The organism is Paenibacillus sp. FW104-T2 (genome assembly GCF_058789975.1).
Genome location: NZ_JBYTCE010000027.1, coordinates 34742 through 52854, shown reverse-complemented (window position 1 = coordinate 52854; position 18113 = coordinate 34742). Strand labels below are relative to the sequence as shown.

Annotated in this window: 17 protein-coding genes; all 17 read right to left on the bottom strand. The window is 48.7% G+C overall.

Annotated elements, in window-relative coordinates; all coding sequences use genetic code 11:
• Positions 1-57: 57 nt before the first annotated feature.
• The gene (locus AC3WQ3_RS25565; RefSeq protein ID WP_336784344.1) at positions 58-828 is read right to left on the bottom strand and encodes a type III pantothenate kinase; all 771 of its coding nucleotides are present in this window, start codon (positions 826-828) and stop codon (positions 58-60) included.
• A gap of 6 nt (positions 829-834) precedes the next feature.
• On the bottom strand, positions 835-1701 hold the full coding sequence (gene nadC, locus AC3WQ3_RS25560; RefSeq protein ID WP_154896917.1) for a carboxylating nicotinate-nucleotide diphosphorylase: 867 nt from the start codon (positions 1699-1701) through the stop codon (positions 835-837).
• Positions 1698-3320, bottom strand: a complete 1623-nt coding sequence (gene nadB, locus AC3WQ3_RS25555; protein WP_492474045.1) for an L-aspartate oxidase — start codon at positions 3318-3320, stop codon at positions 1698-1700. The genes nadC and nadB overlap by 4 nt, the downstream gene beginning before the upstream one ends.
• Positions 3321-3355: 35 nt before the next feature.
• The gene (gene nadA / locus AC3WQ3_RS25550) at positions 3356-4294 is read right to left on the bottom strand and encodes a quinolinate synthase NadA (protein WP_492474044.1); all 939 of its coding nucleotides are present in this window, start codon (positions 4292-4294) and stop codon (positions 3356-3358) included.
• 292 nt (positions 4295-4586) lie between these two features.
• Entirely contained in the window at positions 4587-6632 is a 2046-nt protein-coding gene (gene ftsH / locus AC3WQ3_RS25545) for an ATP-dependent zinc metalloprotease FtsH (protein ID WP_127540874.1), read from the bottom strand.
• Between the two features lie 101 nt (positions 6633-6733).
• Entirely contained in the window at positions 6734-7273 is a 540-nt protein-coding gene (gene hpt / locus AC3WQ3_RS25540; protein ID WP_492474043.1) for a hypoxanthine phosphoribosyltransferase, read from the bottom strand.
• 52 nt (positions 7274-7325) lie between these two features.
• On the bottom strand, positions 7326-8765 hold the full coding sequence (gene tilS / locus AC3WQ3_RS25535) for a tRNA lysidine(34) synthetase TilS (protein ID WP_492474042.1): 1440 nt from the start codon (positions 8763-8765) through the stop codon (positions 7326-7328).
• 44 nt (positions 8766-8809) lie between these two features.
• Positions 8810-9757: a serine/threonine protein kinase gene (locus tag AC3WQ3_RS25530; protein WP_336784348.1), complete on the bottom strand. Its 948-nt coding sequence runs from the start codon at positions 9755-9757 to the stop codon at positions 8810-8812.
• Entirely contained in the window at positions 9741-10493 is a 753-nt protein-coding gene (locus AC3WQ3_RS25525; RefSeq protein ID WP_095293366.1) for a vWA domain-containing protein, read from the bottom strand. Before AC3WQ3_RS25525 ends, AC3WQ3_RS25530 begins: the two co-directional genes overlap by 17 nt.
• Before the next feature lie 85 nt (positions 10494-10578).
• Positions 10579-13086 carry a stage II sporulation protein E gene (gene spoIIE, locus AC3WQ3_RS25520; protein WP_170948307.1) on the bottom strand — a complete coding sequence of 836 codons (2508 nt, stop codon included), beginning with the start codon at positions 13084-13086 and terminating at the stop codon, positions 10579-10581.
• 528 nt (positions 13087-13614) lie between these two features.
• Positions 13615-14139, bottom strand: coding sequence for a S1 domain-containing RNA-binding protein (locus AC3WQ3_RS25515; RefSeq protein WP_095293365.1), 525 nt, complete (start codon positions 14137-14139; stop codon positions 13615-13617).
• Between the two features lie 199 nt (positions 14140-14338).
• Entirely contained in the window at positions 14339-14674 is a 336-nt protein-coding gene (locus AC3WQ3_RS25510; protein ID WP_127540866.1) for an FtsB family cell division protein, read from the bottom strand.
• Positions 14675-14686: 12 nt separating this feature from the next.
• Positions 14687-15256 (bottom strand): spore cortex biosynthesis protein YabQ, encoded by a 570-nt coding sequence (gene yabQ, locus AC3WQ3_RS25505; RefSeq protein ID WP_492474041.1) that lies wholly within the window; start codon positions 15254-15256, stop codon positions 14687-14689.
• Positions 15253-15537 (bottom strand): sporulation protein YabP, encoded by a 285-nt coding sequence (yabP, locus tag AC3WQ3_RS25500; protein ID WP_095293362.1) that lies wholly within the window; start codon positions 15535-15537, stop codon positions 15253-15255. Before yabP ends, yabQ begins: the two co-directional genes overlap by 4 nt.
• A gap of 173 nt (positions 15538-15710) precedes the next feature.
• Entirely contained in the window at positions 15711-15989 is a 279-nt protein-coding gene (locus AC3WQ3_RS25495; RefSeq protein ID WP_095293361.1) for an RNA-binding S4 domain-containing protein, read from the bottom strand.
• Positions 15989-16261 carry an HU family DNA-binding protein gene (locus tag AC3WQ3_RS25490; RefSeq protein ID WP_017691362.1) on the bottom strand — a complete coding sequence of 91 codons (273 nt, stop codon included), beginning with the start codon at positions 16259-16261 and terminating at the stop codon, positions 15989-15991. The genes AC3WQ3_RS25495 and AC3WQ3_RS25490 overlap by 1 nt, the downstream gene beginning before the upstream one ends.
• A 310-nt stretch (positions 16262-16571) precedes the next feature.
• Positions 16572-18068, bottom strand: a complete 1497-nt coding sequence (yabN, locus tag AC3WQ3_RS25485; RefSeq protein ID WP_492474040.1) for a bifunctional methyltransferase/pyrophosphohydrolase YabN — start codon at positions 18066-18068, stop codon at positions 16572-16574.
• Positions 18069-18113 lie beyond the last annotated feature (45 nt).

Sequence of the window (18113 nt, the reverse complement as noted above, 5' to 3'; positions counted from 1 at the left end):
AAAAACGGCACAATACGTAAGACTGTAAAATCAGCCCGCTGCATGCCGTCTCTTTCCTTACCTTTCCCGGTTCCGCTCATAAATGATACGCAGCCCTTCCAGCGTAAGCAGCGGATCAACTTCCTCGATGCTGCGTGTTTCCTCTGCAATCAGCGGTGCAAGTCCCCCGGTTGCAATAACTTTGGGCTGTACACCCATCTCTGTACGAATGCGATCAACAATTCCGTCGACCTGTCCAGCATAGCCATATATGATACCAGCCTGCATGGCATGCACCGTATTGCGTCCTATAACCTTCTTGGGCTTCTCCAATTCGATGCGAGGCAGCTTAGAAGCCCGCTCATAGAGCGCTTCAGTGGCAATATGAATGCCCGGTACAATGGCTCCACCAAGGTAGTTGCCCTTCTCATCAATACAGTCGAAGGTCGTCGCAGTACCAAAATCAACAACCACAAGTGGACCACCGTATCTCTCAACGGCTGCCACTGCATTGACAATGCGATCTGCGCCTACCTCACGCGGGTTCTCGTACCTTAGGTTTAGGCCTGTTTTGATGCCAGGTCCCACAACCATTGGCTTTTTGCCAACATATTTTTCACACATCGTTTCCATCACATGCACAAGCGGAGGAACCACCGATGAGATGATGACTCCTTCAATGTCGCGTGTGGATATATCCGACATATGAAATAAATTATAAATCAATACGCCGTATTCATCCACTGTGGACTGACGGGATGTGCTCAGACGAAAATGGTGGAGCAACGACCGGCCTTGGTAAACACCGAGTACAATATTACTGTTGCCCACGTCTACAACAAGAATCAAAGAGGTTCACCCCTCTTTCTTTTCGTTTAAATCTAGGCTGATATCAAGGCTCTCGAAAGAATAGGTTAACCTTCCAACCGAAATTACATCCACACCACTCTCGGCAATTCCACGGATGGTCTCCAGAGAAACATTGCCTGATGCCTCCACCTTCACATGCGGAGCCTGTTTACGAATAACCGTAACAGCCTCACGCATCTGATCCGGATGCATATTGTCCAGCATAATGATATCTGCACCTGCCTGCAAGGCTTCATTCACCTGTGTCAGATTCTCAGTCTCCACCTCAATAGTCATCGTATGAGGAATGACAGCTCTTGCCCGCTTCACCGCTTCTGTGATGCCGCCTGCGCCTTTAATATGGTTATCCTTAATCATAACCGCATCGTACAATCCGAATCGGTGATTCGCCCCTCCACCGATCCGTACTGCATATTTTTCAAGCATGCGGTGTCCAGGGGTTGTTTTACGTGTATCCACCAATCGCGTAGAGAGGCCCTCTAATGCATCAACATATGAACGTGTGCGCGTTGCAATCCCCGACATGCGCTGCAGCAGGTTTAGCGCTAGACGCTCACCTGTAAGCAGACTGTGGGTGCTTCCTTCCACCTCTGCCAGCGTTGTTCCCCGAGTAACCTCATCTCCATCTTGTACCATCGGTCTAAATACGAGCAATGGGTCTACTACCTGAAATACCAGTTCAGCTACCGATATACCTGCGATGAACCCGTGGTCTTTGGCGTGAATAACTGCCTTCGATTGATGACCTGCCGGAATCGTCACAGTCGTAGTGACATCCCCTGCCCCCACATCCTCGCGAAGCCAGTTTTTGATGGATTCGATGAGTCCTTCATTATATCCGTTCAGTATCATGACATCAATTCCTCCACAATCGCTTGTTCTCTTTGCTGCAAACTATGCTTCTGCCAAGCCGCATCATCACGAAGCGGGAAATCCTCACGGTAATGTGCTCCCCGACTCTCCTGACGATGTAATGCCCCACTTGTGACCAGCCAGGCACAGGTTAACAGATTGGCGTATTCCATCTCTTCCTTATGTGTCAGCAAATAATTGAAGATGTCCATTTCACTCTCCAGTTTATCCAAGGCTCTCTGTAAGCCGGCACCGTTACGTCTCAGACCCACCTGACGAACCATCATCTTCTGCAAACGCAAACGCCATTCTGAAATCGGCTGCTGCTCTTCCCATGTTTTATTCCCGACACTATCCGGCGGCAATTGGGAATCAATTTGTATTGAATTTAGCGGTGGCAGTGTTTGAATGCGTTCAACAATTCTGTGCCCAAATACGATGGCTTCAGACAATGAGTTACTCGCCAGACGATTGGCTCCGTGGACTCCCGTTGAGGAAACTTCACCACAAGCAAACAACCTTCCAATGCTGCTCTCCCCGTTCAGGTCCGTTTTGACGCCGCCCATCATATAGTGTGCTGCAGGAGCAACCGGAATCCAGTCTGTGGTCATATCCAGTCCGTACCGCATACATGTCTCATATATGGTAGGGAATCGGTGCTTGATTAACTCAGCCGATTCATGAGTAATATCCAGATACACGAATGTACTGTTTGTCATCTCCATCTCACTAACAATCGCTCGTGCAACAATATCGCGCGGAGCGAGTTCAAGCTGTGGATGATAACGTTCCATAAAACGCTCACCTTTGATATTTCGCAGAAACGCTCCTTCGCCCCGTACCGCTTCAGAAACCAAGAAGCGCGGAGCACCCGGATAACATAGGGATGTCGGATGGAATTGAATGAACTCCATATCGCGAATGACTGCACCTGCACGATATGCCATGGCAACACCGTCAGCTGTGGCAACCTCCGGGTTGGTTGTATAGCGGTACAATTGCCCCGCCCCACCGGAGCAGAGCACCGTAGCACGCGCTTTTACAAACACCTTTGTACCGTCAGACTTCTGAACCAATGCCCCTACACATTCTCCGTGATCCGTGATCAAGTCAATGACAAAATGCTCATCCCAGACTTCAATACCTGAATGTGCACTTGCCTGAGCTGCGAGAGCCCTCACGATCTCGTATCCAGTCGCATCACCATTTGCATGCAAAATACGGCGGTGACTGTGCGCACCCTCCTGCGTCAACGCCAGCTCGCCGTTCTCCACATCAAACAATGTACCCAGACGGATTAGTTCCTGTACTCCATCCGGGCCTTCGTTTACCAATGCTTCCACTGCCTCGCGGCGACACAGGCCCGCTCCAGCCACAAGTGTATCCTGTAGATGGTACGCAGGGGAATCATCTTCAGCGATTACCGCAGCGATGCCACCTTGTGCATAGCGGGTATTGCTCTCCAGTAACGACTTCTTTGTAATCATCAATACCTGATTATGTTTGCTTGCCCTGATGGCTGTATATAATCCGGCAATGCCAGAACCAATAACTAGTACGTCCGTCTCCACAATGGGCAGCTGGGACAGATCAAAATCCACTATATATTGCGGTATCATCCTATTCACCTGTCTCGGAGCAAGAGTAGCGCATGCTACTTCACCAGTAACATGCGCTCTAGCGATTCTCTGGCTTTGTCGGCAACGGCCGGTGGTACGTAAATTTCCGGCTTCATCGTTTCCAGGCACTTAACCAGTTTCTTCAGGTTGTTGACCTTCATGTTTGGACACACCAGGAACTTGGTGGCAAAATGAAACTGTTTATCCGGGCTATCCAGTCGCAGCTGGTATCCTGTACCATCTTCCGTCCCCACGATAAATTCCTTGGCAGAAGAATTTTTACAATATTCAAGAATGGCTGTCGTGCTGCCTACAAAGTCTCCCATCTCCACGACTTCTGGACGACATTCCGGGTGTACGACAAACTCGGCATTTGGATATTTAGCTCTCATCTCAACGACATCTTTTACAGTCAGCATATCGTGAGTGTTGCAATACCCTTCCCAGATAATCATTTTTTTGTCTGTGTGCTGCTGAACATAATGTCCGAGGTTTTTATCCGGCACCCAGATAATCTCATCAGAATCAACAGATTGAATAACCCTGACTGCATTGGCCGATGTACAACAGATGTTGGTCTCCGCCTTAATCTCAGCCGAGGAATTGATATACGTCACTACTTTTGCATTGGGATGCTGCGCTTTCAGTTTACGCAGGCCCTCAACATTGACCATGTCTGCCATGGGGCATCCAGCACGTTCATCCGGAATAATAACCGTCTTGTTTGGGGCCAAAATCTTAGCGCTTTCACCCATAAAATGAACCCCGCAGAATACAATGACATCCGCATCCGTTTGTGCGGCTTTCTGTGCCAATAGAAATGAATCCCCACGAAAATCGGCTACTTCCTGTACTTCGTCACGTTGGTAATAATGAGCAAGAATAATAGCATTACGTTCCTTCTTCAACTCCATCAGCCGCGCTCGCAGCTCCCGGTTCATCTCAGCCTTGCGCTCTAAAGCCAGAGCTTCCACCTGTGATCCTCTCCTTTGACGGACAGCGCCATGCGCCGTTTCCTGTGACTATCTGCGTCGATATTTTCGCTTGAGAAACGAATCACAAGCGGTTTAACACCTAATGTACACAACGTTCACGACTCTGTCAATAAATGAAAAGGGCACAGAACAACACCCTAATCAACCGTTTCCTGCGTAGTTCGCGCTCTAGCTCGCAGTTATCATTATCTCTGCAATTTGAACAAAACGCACAAAAAAGAGAGCCTCTCGGCTCTCTTTGATCTGTTCTCAGAACAGGTTCTGTTAGACATTAAGACGTTGGCTTCGTACCACCATCATCTGGATCATTACTGTTGCCTTTATCCAGATTCGGAGCATCGTTAGGGATATCTCCGGCAGGTGGTTCAGGTGTTTCGTCTTTGCCTTGAATGCGAACACGCACATCACCGATGTTATCGACGATTGGTTCTCCGCCTTCACTTGGCGTACCTTCGTTATCATTATCGCTCTCCGGTTTTGGAGTCAAGGAACCGGTCTCGATCAATTGTTTGATCTGATCCATTTCCAGTGTCTCCACTTCAAGCAACGTTTGAGCGATCAAATGCATTTCTTTGGAATGCTTTACGAGCAAGTCCTTACATTTCTCGTAACATTCATTGATAAAGCGCTGCATTTCCTGATCGATCTCATAAGCGATGGAATCCGAGTAATTCTGTTCATGGCCAATATCCCGTCCAAGGAATACCTGTCCTTGTGAACTTCCGAATTGCATAGGTCCCAATTTCTCACTCATACCGTACTCCATAACCATGCTGCGAACAATACCTGTCGCTTGCTGGAAGTCACTGTATGCACCAGTACCAATTTCACCAATGAACAATTCTTCTGCCACACGGCCCCCGAGGAGCCCTGTAACTTTGTCCAAGAGCTCTTGCTTGGTAACCAGCATACGGTCTTCTTTTGGCAACATGATTACATATCCACCCGCACGTCCGCGCGGAATGATGGTCACTTTATGTACCATATCGGCATGTTCCAGGAAGTATCCTACAATGGTATGGCCTGCTTCGTGATAAGCAACAATTCGTTTCTCGCGATCACTGATGACACGGCTTTTCTTCTCCGTACCTACGATGACACGGTCGATCGCCTCGTCTACCTCACGCATGGAAATATCTCTTCTGTTACGGCGTGCCGCAAGCAATGCCGCTTCATTCAGGAGATTCTCGAGATCCGCACCAGAGAAGCCTGTTGTACGCTTCGCAATAATATCCAGTTTCACATCTTTTGTGAGTGGTTTGTTACGGGAGTGTACTTTCAGTACCGCTTCACGACCTTTTACATCAGGGCGGTCAACCGTAATTTGACGGTCAAAACGTCCCGGACGCAGCAAGGCAGGGTCCAGAATATCTGCACGGTTCGTTGCAGCCACGATGATAATACCCTCGTTGGCTCCGAATCCGTCCATTTCAACGAGTAACTGGTTGAGCGTTTGTTCACGTTCATCGTGACCACCGCCAAGGCCAGCTCCACGCTGACGACCTACAGCATCAATCTCGTCAATAAAGATGATACATGGGGCGTTTTTCTTTGCATTTTCGAACAAGTCACGTACACGGGATGCACCGACACCGACAAACATTTCGACGAAGTCAGAACCCGAGATACTGAAGAACGGCACACCCGCTTCACCTGCAACGGCACGAGCAAGCAACGTTTTACCAGTACCCGGAGGCCCCACGAGCAATACGCCCTTAGGAATCCGTGCACCTACAGCTGCGAATTTGCGAGGATCTTTGAGGAAGTCAACGACCTCAACAAGCTCCTGCTTCTCTTCATCCGCACCTGCGACGTCTTCAAATGTAACCCGCTTCTTCTCTTCGTTATAGAGACGGGCACGGCTTTTACCAAAGTTCATTACTTTACCGCCGCCGCCTTGTGCCTGATTAAACAGGAAGAAGAACAGCAGGAACATAATGATCAAAGGAATAAAGGATGTCAGAAGTGTCAGCCAGATGCTGTCACCTCTCATTGGCTCCTGATTTAACTTGAAATTATTAGCTTCACTTGCCGCTACAAGCTCACTAATCGCTTCATCCGTAGGAGGAATGTACGTTGAGAAATTTTCTGATTTGGCTTCGCTAGGCTTCTCTCTATATTGACCGGTCACAAGAAAAGACTGACCGTCGAATTGAACCGTCAATTCCGAGATGTTGTTCGCCTTAACCGCCGTGCGCAACTGATCATATCTAGGATTATCTGTGGCTTCGCCGCCATTGCTGACGAACTGCACTATGCCCACCACGACTAAAAAAAGAATCAAATAAAAACCAGAATTCCGGATGAACCGATTCATCCCCTACCTCCTCTCGAGACACTTTAATTATTTTAACATAGCCCGACATGGCTTCTCAACAGAAGGCACGAGCAGAACTGGGCTTGGAACTAGCATGCTTATTAACTGCTGTATACTTCCGGTTTCAAAATCCCGATGTAAGGGAGATTTCGGTACTTCTCGGCATAATCCAAACCATATCCGACGATGAAAGCGTCTGGAATGTCAAAGCCGGTGTAATGAGCTTCAAGCTCCACCTTACGGCCTGAAGGTTTGTCAAAAAGCGTAACCACGCGCACCGTTTCGGCACCGCGATTTTGAAGCAGTTCAATTAAGTAACTGAGCGTAAGTCCACTATCGATAATATCTTCGACAATGAGAACCTCACGGCCTTCAACCGAGACGTCGAGATCCTTGATGATCTTAACAACGCCTGACGATTTGGTGGATGCTCCATAACTGGATACTGCCATGAAATCCATTTCAACAGGTACCGTTATGTTTTTAACCAAATCAGCCATAAATATAAACGCACCCTTGAGCACACAAATGACCAAAGGATTGCGACCTGCATATTCGGCACTTAGTGTTGCGCCTAATTCCTTGACTTTACTTTGAATTTCTTCTTCACTGATCAATATTTCCTGAATGTCGTTCTGCAACTGTGCGAACCTCCTAAGTTATACTATGAAAGCCTTACCTGAACCATAACCACTACCCCTGAATCGCTGAATTGCCTACAGTCATGTACAGGATGGCGGAAGTATCCTCCTTCACCGGTGCAATACTCGACCGGCGAACACCCGGCAACCAGACAATGTTGCCTGCTCCGTCACAAACCACGGGAATACGCGGACGGACAGAGGGGGGGATTTTTTCATCGATGAAAATATTTTTCACCTTTTTGCTTCCGTTTAATCCCATGACTTTCATGGTATCTCCAGGTAACCGTGAACGCACAACCAGCGGCATGAGCAGTTGATCCGCATCAAATGCGGCCTGATCTGCCGTTTCCGGTACAAGATAGTCCTCGGGACTCATAGGAACGATCCGAAGATATCGGTCAATCTCCCTGAGTGAAAGCTCATAAGTTCCGTTCCATTGCACGAGACGATACTCGAAAGATTGATCCTGTACGTCTGTCCGTAAGCCAAAGGAAACCAGATCATACTCCCGGGTACAAGCGAGTGTCTGTCCTAAATCTAGGCTCCAGGTCTTCGCATAAGGCTCTATCACCTTGCGGCGAATGGTTTCGATACGGGTAAAGTCGACAAAATCACTGTCCAAAGGCAGATAATTCAATATTAGTTTAATCAACCTTCGTTGTAAAGCGACATGTAACTTCAAAAAGGAAGGCACCTCAAAGGTTTGCCTTCCGCCGATCACCTGCACTAGACACCTGTATGCGTCATATGCACCTTGCTCCATGAAATCGTCTTCATCGCCCACAATTTCGGCAAGCCGATTCAAAGACGGCGTGAGCTGTCCATTATATTGCCCCAAATAAGGAAGCACATCCAAGCGAATGGCATTGCGCCGATATTTACGCTGGGAATTGCTTGCATCATTAAAGTACAGAAATCCCTGAGTATTACAAGCTTCTACAAGGTCTGTCTTGTTTATACGAAGACATGGACGAATAAGTTCCACATTTTTTTCACGGCGTTTAAACTTCATTCCGGACAGTCCGGTTAACCCGCTGCCACGTAATAAATGAAGCATAACGGTCTCTGCCTGATCATCCGCATGATGTGCCAGAGCAATGCTTGCTGCACCATATTTATCAGCTACCTCATGCAGAAATGCATACCGCCTATCGCGTGCTGCTTCCTGTGATCCCTTCCCTGTAAGCTTCATATAGGAAGGAATATCGGCCTTCACCCATTCAAAAGGAATATTCAGCTGTGCTGCCATTTTCCCGACCATTTCGGCTTCTTCATCGGATTCTGCGCGGAATCCGTGATGTACATGAGCACAGACCAGTTCCAGCGGGACATGTCTCGTACTGATCTCATGCATAATATGCAAAAAAGCCACCGAGTCCGGTCCGCCCGATACTGCGACAATGATCCGATCCCCGGGAACCCATAACTGATGCTCTTCCGCTGCCTCCAGCACATGATTCACCAGCTCGTTCCAGCGTAAAGCCTCCATACCTGTTCCTCATTCCTTGCGTTATGTATATGCACCTGTAAAAATTAAAAACGCAGTGCATAGATGAGTACCCCAATAAGTAATATAACGGATACAGCGAATGCATTTTTAAGCCAGCGTGGTGTAGAGCTTGATGAACGCCGGCGAAGAGGTGTAGGCCGGGCCATCATGTCTTTCCAGGCCTTGGCTGCATGTCCGGCATCCCGGAACTGTCCCCGAAGGGCCTGAATCGTCCAGTTACGAAAAGGTCGGAGCCTTTCGCTCCGCTCCACCAGGGCCGTGAGCTGATTGACACTCCGCAGTTGTGGCAATCCTTCGGCAGCCAGCGCCTTGAGTGCTTCCCCCTCCAATACATGAATCAGTAACAGGGCAAAAGCAAAAACATCGTAGGTGCCATCTGCTGTTCGGCTTCCGCCATTCCAGAAGCCCCTGTCATACCATTCGGTAAACTGTTTCACACTTCGTCCAATCGACGTTACTCCACCATAATCAATGAGCTCCACTTGACCAAAATCGGATACCAGTACGTTCTGAGGCTTAAGATCACCAAACACCCATCCCGCCTGATGTAATTGTGCCAGCTTCTGCAAGAGTCTAAGCCCAACCAGCAGTGTCCAGTCCGTCCCTTGACGCCTGATGAAGTGGTGAAGAGCTTCACCCCGAACATAACGCATCACATAAAAGGGAATGTCCCGCCCCTGAATGGCATAATCGTCCACATCCTTGAGATAGGAAGGAATACCACTCTGCTTCAGAGCCTCATGATTACGCTGTAGCTGAAACGATTTGAGCACATTGATCTCTGATTGCAGATCGAACGGATCAAATCCCATCTTAAGTGCATAGTGCTTGCCATTCTCACCCCGCTGGACAAGAAAAACGATGCCGTTGGCGCCTTTGCCCAGCAGCTTGCGAATCGTATAACGGCTGCGATTCCATTTTCCCGTAATTACTGTTCCTGGCGGGAAAGAGGCATCAGACAACGTTGTCACCGAGCATCCCTTCTCTTTCAATGCGATAGTTCCCTTCTATTTCCTGCTGTCCCTCCAGTGTACCATAACGGTAAAAATCAATCACCTTCTGAATCGCAGGACCTGTCGGGGTCGCACCTTTCATCTGCAGACGTCCAAACAGCGAACGGACACTGCCCAGATCCGATGTCCAGTTGATATCCATCACAGCCTCTTCTCCACTATGGCGACCCGGGAAATGAAATACCGAGAGCTTGCTCTGCCCTACACGCGACTGCAAGCTCAACATCAAATCCCGGATTCCTTCTTCAACCGCAGCGAGCTTCGGCTTCATGCTTGCACTTACATCGATCAACAGGATTACCTGAAGAGGGGCTGTTTCAGCCAGATTATCTATTACTTCTACCACCTGAGCACGCTGTGCAGGTTCAAGGTCTGTTACGGTTTTGGACACCTTCTCTCCCAAAATTTGTGTTAACTCTCTATTAACCGCCTGCTGAATGGTCTGAACCACCGTTTTCCTTGTCATCATCTGCATCGTATGGGCAAGCTGCCTTGTGCCGACAATCTGGCTGATCCCACCTCCAGCTTTCGCAATATCCTCAATCTCCCGGCTACCCAGTTCACCAATGGTTCCATAATCGATCACACCAACCACATTGACCGTGATTCCCTCTTCACGGGCTTCCGCTGCTGCCAGTACCGGACTTGTACCTACATTAGAACAACCGTCGGTGATCAACAAGATCTGCTTCATCCGAAATCCCTCCGTTTTTCGTTACTCTCCAATTCTATGACTAGCATTGCCAGAATGAAGAGACTTCAAACAGAGAACGATGCAATTAACTTACTGTACGGGGACGCTCCATCCGGTTAATGCCCGGTACTCGCAATGTGGCCCATTCCGGACGGTAGTGCTCTACTTTGCCTACAACGACAGTCATATCATCCAAAATCTCATGCTGCTGATATCGAATCACGCTCTCAAGCAGGCAGTCCGCTACCTCCTGCGGATCGTCACTATCAATCTCCTGAATGAGACGTTTCATCCATAGCTCCTTGTTGACGGCATACCCTGGGGCATCATAAATCCCATCCGTCATCATAATCAATATATCGCCCGGTTGAAGCTGTACAGTGACCAGATCCACTTCGATATCTTTAATAATGCCAATGGGCAGGTTGCTGGCCGATACCTGAATAACCTCCTGTCCGCGTTTAATAAAGCTCGGAGTTGAGCCGATTTTCATAAATGTGGTCTCTGCCGTATATTCATCGATTAGAGCCATGTCCACCGTGGCATACATCTCTTCAGGTGAGCGCAGCATCAGCACAGAGTTCACGGACTTGATCGCCAGCTTCTCATCCATGCCCGATTGAAGCAGCTGTTCCAAAATATTTAACGCGGCACTGCTCTCCATGCGCGCACGTTCCCCGTTGCCCATACCATCACTAAGTGCCACCGCAAAGGTACCATTCCCCAGTTCAACCGTGCTGAAGCTGTCCCCGGATAACAAATCTCCCCCTTTGGCAGCCGCAGCTACCCCTGTAGTCACCTCATAGGTTTTGGCTGATCCAAAGGTAACGGTTGCCAGACCCTGACGCGGATCCGTCATCGTCTCATGAAGAACAGCAATATGCTCGTCCAGAACATCCGAAATCAGCGGTGCGATCATCTTCCGGCATTCATCAAATCCCCTCGTGTAGGCATGAACAATCTCGATTTCCACATTGCCTGCTTCCAGATTGATAATCTCAATCGAATGAATGGACAGGCCCAGCGACTCCAGCGCATCCCGAATCTGTTCCTCCTGCTGTACCATCTCCTCACTTTCCCGTTGGATTTCTCTGGCCAGGTCCTCCATCACCTGGGATACTCCGGATAATTGCTCGGCAACCAGCTGTCGGCTGTCCACAATCTGACGCTTCCACTGCATATTATGCTGGTAGAGCCCATACTGGGCACGCATAACCTCAAGCACCTCCTCCGGTTTGGCACATACCCTGTTCCACTCCACAGGAATTTGTTTGCCCGACATCTCCGGATTGGCCTCAATGGAACTCATCACATCCGTCATGTATTTATAGGTTTGAATAAACTTTGCATCCCAGCACTGTGCACGTTTGAAGCACCCTGCACACGTTCCCTCTGCTACCGCATTCATGAAATGCTCCATGCCGCCTTCGTTCTGTACCGGTTCCCCCGTACCGGACATCTGATCGAAGCTGCGGGAAAGCTGGCGGAATACCTGCGAGAAGCGGGTCACCCGTTCTGCCGTGATATCCCGAATTCGCTTCGCATATTCATGCTGCGATTTGGTATGATCCTGTGTACCTGGCACATATTTGGATATGGCCGCCATCATGCTTTTAGGTGTAAGCATGAAAAGAACAATAGCTGCGCACGTCTCCCATAAGGAGTTCATCACGTCACCTGGGCCGCCCAGATAAATGGATAGAATGGATGAGCCGAGCAGCATCCCCAGTGCAACGCCTGCACGTTTGCCCTCTCTAAGCATACCCGCCAGCATCCCGGCAAAAGCGAGCAAACTCATTTGGTATACGGCGGACATGTCAGCGAGACTCAAAATCAGCCCCGTAATGACCCCGACGGATGCCCCAAGGGGGGCTCCGCCCACCAGCGCGAAGATCAGAATTAAATAACGAGAGAGCATATGCTCTACGGAAAGGGACTGAATGGTCCAACCCACCGCGCCTGTCATAACGGAGGCCAGCAATATGATCAGGCAGAGGATCTCCTCGCTCTTTAGGTTGAATTTCTTTTTGCGGTACGTAAAAATCGGTATGGCTTGTATAAAAACCAGGGTAAGCACGAAGCTGAGTACGGAGTCCATCGTGAGCATTAACATGGCGTACCAGCTGAAAGACGGCCCAATGACGACTGCGAATAACTTGACCATAAAAGTAGTCGTAAACACCATTGTTGGTGCATAAGATAATTCAGCACGGTCATAAGACTCCAGCCCTCTGAACAAGAGATAGAAGATCGCCATCTCAGACGCAACGATAAGTGGAACCGGAAACGGAGCAAACAGACTCCCCGCCAGCAAAGCGGCCCCAACGGGAATAATGTAATCCCTTCGCATGAAGGCAATCACCGCGAAGTAGGCAATTGCAAAGGGCGATAGTTCATTCAGGATCATGGCCTTCCCTAATAAAAATCCCATAAATGTAAGGAGCAGCACCCATTTGCGTGCAGCAACGAACTGGACAGCCTTGCGGGAGGTAATCCACTGTTTGAGACGTACGGACAGCTCCTCCCGAGCTTCTGTACTCCCTTTACCAGCTTTCATTCCCGGAAATTGAATGACATTCCACTTTTCCATCATCCCAAGGCACCCCATTCGATTATTTGTTTTCGTGTTTCATTCTCGATGGTTCTGATTATAGATAGATTAGAAGACGTAGTTTGTCACAATAGGTGGACAGGGTTCAAAAAGTTTACGACAAAAGAAACAAGCCTGGCGCGGAGGAGCGAAACCCCCGGCCTTATTGTCATTCCATCCTTTACAACCTGATTCACCGAGGACGGGGTTGTCTTATTTTGAATGGCATTTGTTCTGCCTTTAACTTGAATTGAACGGGATACCTGCGGAATGGCATGGAAACATGTCGGTAAAAAATGGTAGACGACAAATGTTCTTATTTCCTATGGTCCTTGTGCGAAAAAAGTGCATCTGTGGAGCACTACTTTACAAGAAAAGCCAGGAATCCAGTGGAACGCGCATAGGCGACGGTAAAACCCAAAAAATATGCGCAACCAACAGACTAAAAGAAAAAAAGGATAAAACGCAAAAAAGCCGTCGACCCTTACGGGTTAACGGCTTTTCTTATATTTTAAATCAGGTTGATACAGATTACACACGCTTGGCTCCACGGCCTCCGCGTTTGCCCTCTGTGTTCTTCTTGAGCGAAGAGATCCGCTCTTCACTATCTTTCAGGAAGCGTGACATTTTATCCTCAAATGAAGGTTTGCCTGCTGCGGGCTTGAAAGAACGGCCTCCACGGTCGCGGTTAAATCCACCGCCGCCGCCACGGCCTTGGCCGCCACTTGGGCCTCCACCGCTGAATCGTTCGCGATCTCCTCCACTGCGTTCCGGTCTTGGAGCTCTTGGGGGTCTGGATTGTGTTTGTTGCTCAACCGGTTTGTCAACAGCTTGCTTAATGGAAAGTCCGATTTTGCCATCCTTGTCAACGTTGATGACCTTCACTGTAACGACGTCATTAAGTTTCAGGTGGTCGTTGACATCTTTGACATAATTGTCGGCGATTTCCGAGATGTGAACGAGACCCGTGACACCTCCTGACAGATCCACAAATGCTCCAAAATGCGTGATGCCTGTCACCTTGCCCTCTAACTTGGTGCCCACTTCAATTGCCATAGAATAAAATGATCCTCCCTTAAAAATATACAACCCGATTTTTTAGATGCCAAAATCAATGCTGTGCTAAATGTAATTATACCTTATGCCGCAAACCAAGGTCAACAGAGCTCTACCCCGCAGGGGAGCCTATTTTTTACAATATACCGGCTTCAGATATATGGATAATAATTCTTGCTCAGTCATGAGCGTAATTCCATCAGTTCCCTGACTCTTCAACCTGGATTGGCGTCTCTTCAGGCAAGTAATAGCCTTTTTTCCGCGCCAGCTGTCCTATGTATTCAGGGTCCTTCAACCGACTGACTTCATACTTCAACTGATCCAGCTTCTTCTGCGTCTCTTCCTTCGAAGCCTGCTGTGCGGCCAATTGCGAACTCTTGTCCGAAATCTGTGCATTCTGTACAAGGAACGTATATCCTGCCCAAATGACAAATACAACGACGAATGTCATCCAGAGCATGAGGCGTCTTCTTGCGCCGGCAGATTTCCCTTGGCCTGTTGGGGCTGCAGATCTCCCCACAGGTGTTTTACCCATTTTTGGACCTCCTTAAAACCAGCGTTTCCATATCGTTGCAATACTTGAACCCGCACGGATCATCCAACGGGGCGTTACCCAATGCTTCAGGAGCGGCCTAAACATCCAGCGGAACAACTTGCCGAAAGGTACCAAACATTGCAATACCAGCTTGCCCAGGAATATCAGTATCGCGATCACAAAACCCAATATCACGCGAACTAGCTTGTATAGTCCCTTCGCTGGCATAACGAACAGGATGTTAAGGATATGTCCACACCAATGAATAAGTGTTCTTGCGAGTTTAATTAACATTACCACAAAACGCTGGGTTGTAACACTTAAAAGCCAAAAATAGAAGCAAACCCCTATAATTAGCCCCAAAAAGACATAAAACCGCAGCTGTCCGTGGTTTCCGGCATACAGCATCCGGAAAACGAACAGCGCGGAAGCAACCCAGTACAACAGGTCAAGCGTGTGCATGCTCCATCTCGGGAAGCGCAGCTGACCGGACAGTACCCGGTAACTGTCGTAGGCCATACCCATTACGATTCCCGACAACAGCATCCATGTTAATGTGATCCACTGCGTGTCCAGACTCATCGGAACATCTTGCCGAACAGGCCTTTACTATTCTTGTTCTGGGAACCGGGGTCCAGATATTGCAAAGAACTGACTGTACCTTCAATGGATAGCAAACCTTCCTCCAGGCTCAAGTTTTTGATATGTAAATTGTGCCCCCGGATGGTCAGATGCCCAAGTTCAGTCTGCAGCAAAAATTCCTCACTGTCGAAGCTCTCTACATTGGAGACACCTGTCAGATCCAGCAGTTTGCGATTTTGCATGCTCAAATGATGCTGTTTCGGTTTACCGTGCTCAACCATGGCATGTACCCCTCCTTCTTACACCTAGCTTATGGAGGCGAAGGCGGGAATAGAACCAGGGATCATGAAGGAAATGCTTCTGCCTATGCAAACACAAAAGCACCCTTCCTATATAGGAAAGGTGCTTCTATCTCACTTACTTTCATTCATAAAAGAGCATATCGGGCCGATGATTACCAGTTCAGCCCGTTATCCTTGGCGATCGGCTCTTCCTTAACCAAGGTATAGAGGCTGCTCGCCTCGTCCTTCTTAGTGCTCTCAGCAAGACGTTCCACCTTCACGGTGACCAGCTTCTGACCGAACTGAACCGTCAGCTCATCGCCCACTTTAACAGCAGCGCTTGGCTTCGCTTCACGTCCGTTAATCAGAACACGTCCCTGTTCGGAGACGTCCTTGGCCACAGTGCGGCGTTTAATCAGCCGGGAGACCTTCAGGAATTTATCAAGACGCATTATTTTACGGCTTCTTTAAGTTTGTTGCCTGCTTTGAATGCAGGAACAGTGGACTCAGGAATAACGATTTCATTCCCTGTTTGTGGGTTACGTCCGGTACGACCGGAGCGTTTGCGGGTTTCAAAAGTGCCAAAGCCGATCAGTTGTACTTTGTCTCCGCTTGCGAGTGCATCTGTAATTTCTCCCAAGAAGCCGTTCAATACGGACTCAACGTCTTTTTTAGTCAAACCGCTTTTGGTGGAAATGTTGTTAATCAGATCTGTTTTGTTCATTTTTAAAAGCCTCCCAAATTAAAAAGAAAGTATCTGCGAATCCTGGCAATCCGCCTGATTGCCGCGGCTTTCGCGCAAGGTTACTACACATGTATTCTGGCTTGGATTCTGAATTCCTGCCTCGGCCAGCGACTTTTTTTGGCTGATGATGAACCTGTGCCTATGGAAAGTCTAAGTCCAATACCCGGAATGTTGTCCGATCAATCAGGATTAACTCTAATCCAAACATGAACACATGTTCGTATAAGCATATCATACCATTGAAAAACATGGAACAAGGATATTTGAACAGTTTACTTGGTCTACCCTGTTACAGTCCAGCCTTCTTCGCCGCTTGCCAGAACTGCTCCATTTCTTCGACGTTGCTATCTGCAGGTGTCCGTCCAAGTTCACGAAGCCGCTCCTCGATATATTGGAAGCGCTGAGTGAACTTGCGGTTGGTAGCGGCAAGAGCTTCCTCCGGGTCCGTATCAATGAAACGAGCCACATTCGCCGTAGCAAACAGCAAATCGCCCAGTTCCAGCTTCCGCTCTTCGGCCGATTGATTGCTACGCACTGCTTCTTTCAGTTCTGCCAGTTCTTCTTCAATCTTGGCAAATACGCCATTCACATCATCCCAGTCAAAACCAACCTTGGCTGCTTTCTTCTGGAGCTTGTACCCTTTCATCAAGGCAGGCAAATCGCGGGGAATACCATCCAGCACCGAAACGGTCTTTTGATCGGTCCCTTTACGCTTCTTCTCCTCTGCCTTCATCTGTTCCCAGTTCTGCAGTGCTTCATTCGCATTCTCGGCCTGATGCTCGCCAAATACATGAGGATGACGGAAAATGAGCTTGTCGTTAAGCCCTTCAATGACATCATACACATTGAAGGTGCCCACTTCCTCTTCCATCTGGGAATGCAGCAGAATCTGCAGCAACAAGTCCCCAAGCTCCTCTTTCATGTGATCAGGGTCATCTTCATCGATCGTTTCAATGACCTCATACGTCTCTTCAATCAGGTTCTTGCGAATCGACTGATGGGTTTGCTCCTGATCCCACGGGCATCCGCCCGGGCTGCGAAGAATATTAACAATTTCATGCAACCTTGCAAAAGAGCGGCGTCGCAGGGCATCATCCGTGTTTTTCGGCACGTAAATGAGGGAGAGGTTTCCGTAACCTTCAATCCGGTCCAGCTCATGAAGCGGTACCTTGTGGATGATCTCCTGATCCTGTACACCGAGGGCGTGTCCAACAAATACCGGATAGTCATCTGGATATACATCCATCAGGCATAGCTTCACATCAGACGCAGTAAACACATCATAAACCTGCCCGATCAAGGTATGCAGCTGAGGCTGCACTAGTTCCGTGCTCAGGCTGCTTGCATCAAGAAGTTGGAAGCCTTCAATGGGATCAAATCCGAGACGGATAAAGGCTTCATCCAGAAAACTCTCTCCCCCCATGACACGAAGTGAGATGCCCATTTGCGGACAGCGTTCCTTAAGCAGCCGTACACTCGCCTCTGCCACCATCGGATGGCCTGGCACAGCGTAGACAATCTCAGTTCCCGGCTCTCCCTGACGGGCAGCCTCAATGAGGCGACTCGCAATCTCGTCATAGACCTCCGGGAACGATGCTTTCGCCTCGTAGATTGCATCAAATGATGTCATCTCTAGCCCTTCCTGCTTCAGATCATTCAGCACAGGATGATCCAATGTGCGGACATACAGCGTAGCCGCTTGTTTCATTTTCTTGATAATACCTACTGTCAGCTGATCTGCATCTCCTGATCCGAGACCAACGACGGTCAAAGCTGCTGCGCTCATTTTCAAGCCTCCATCCGAACCATTCTGCAGAATGCCTCCCATTGT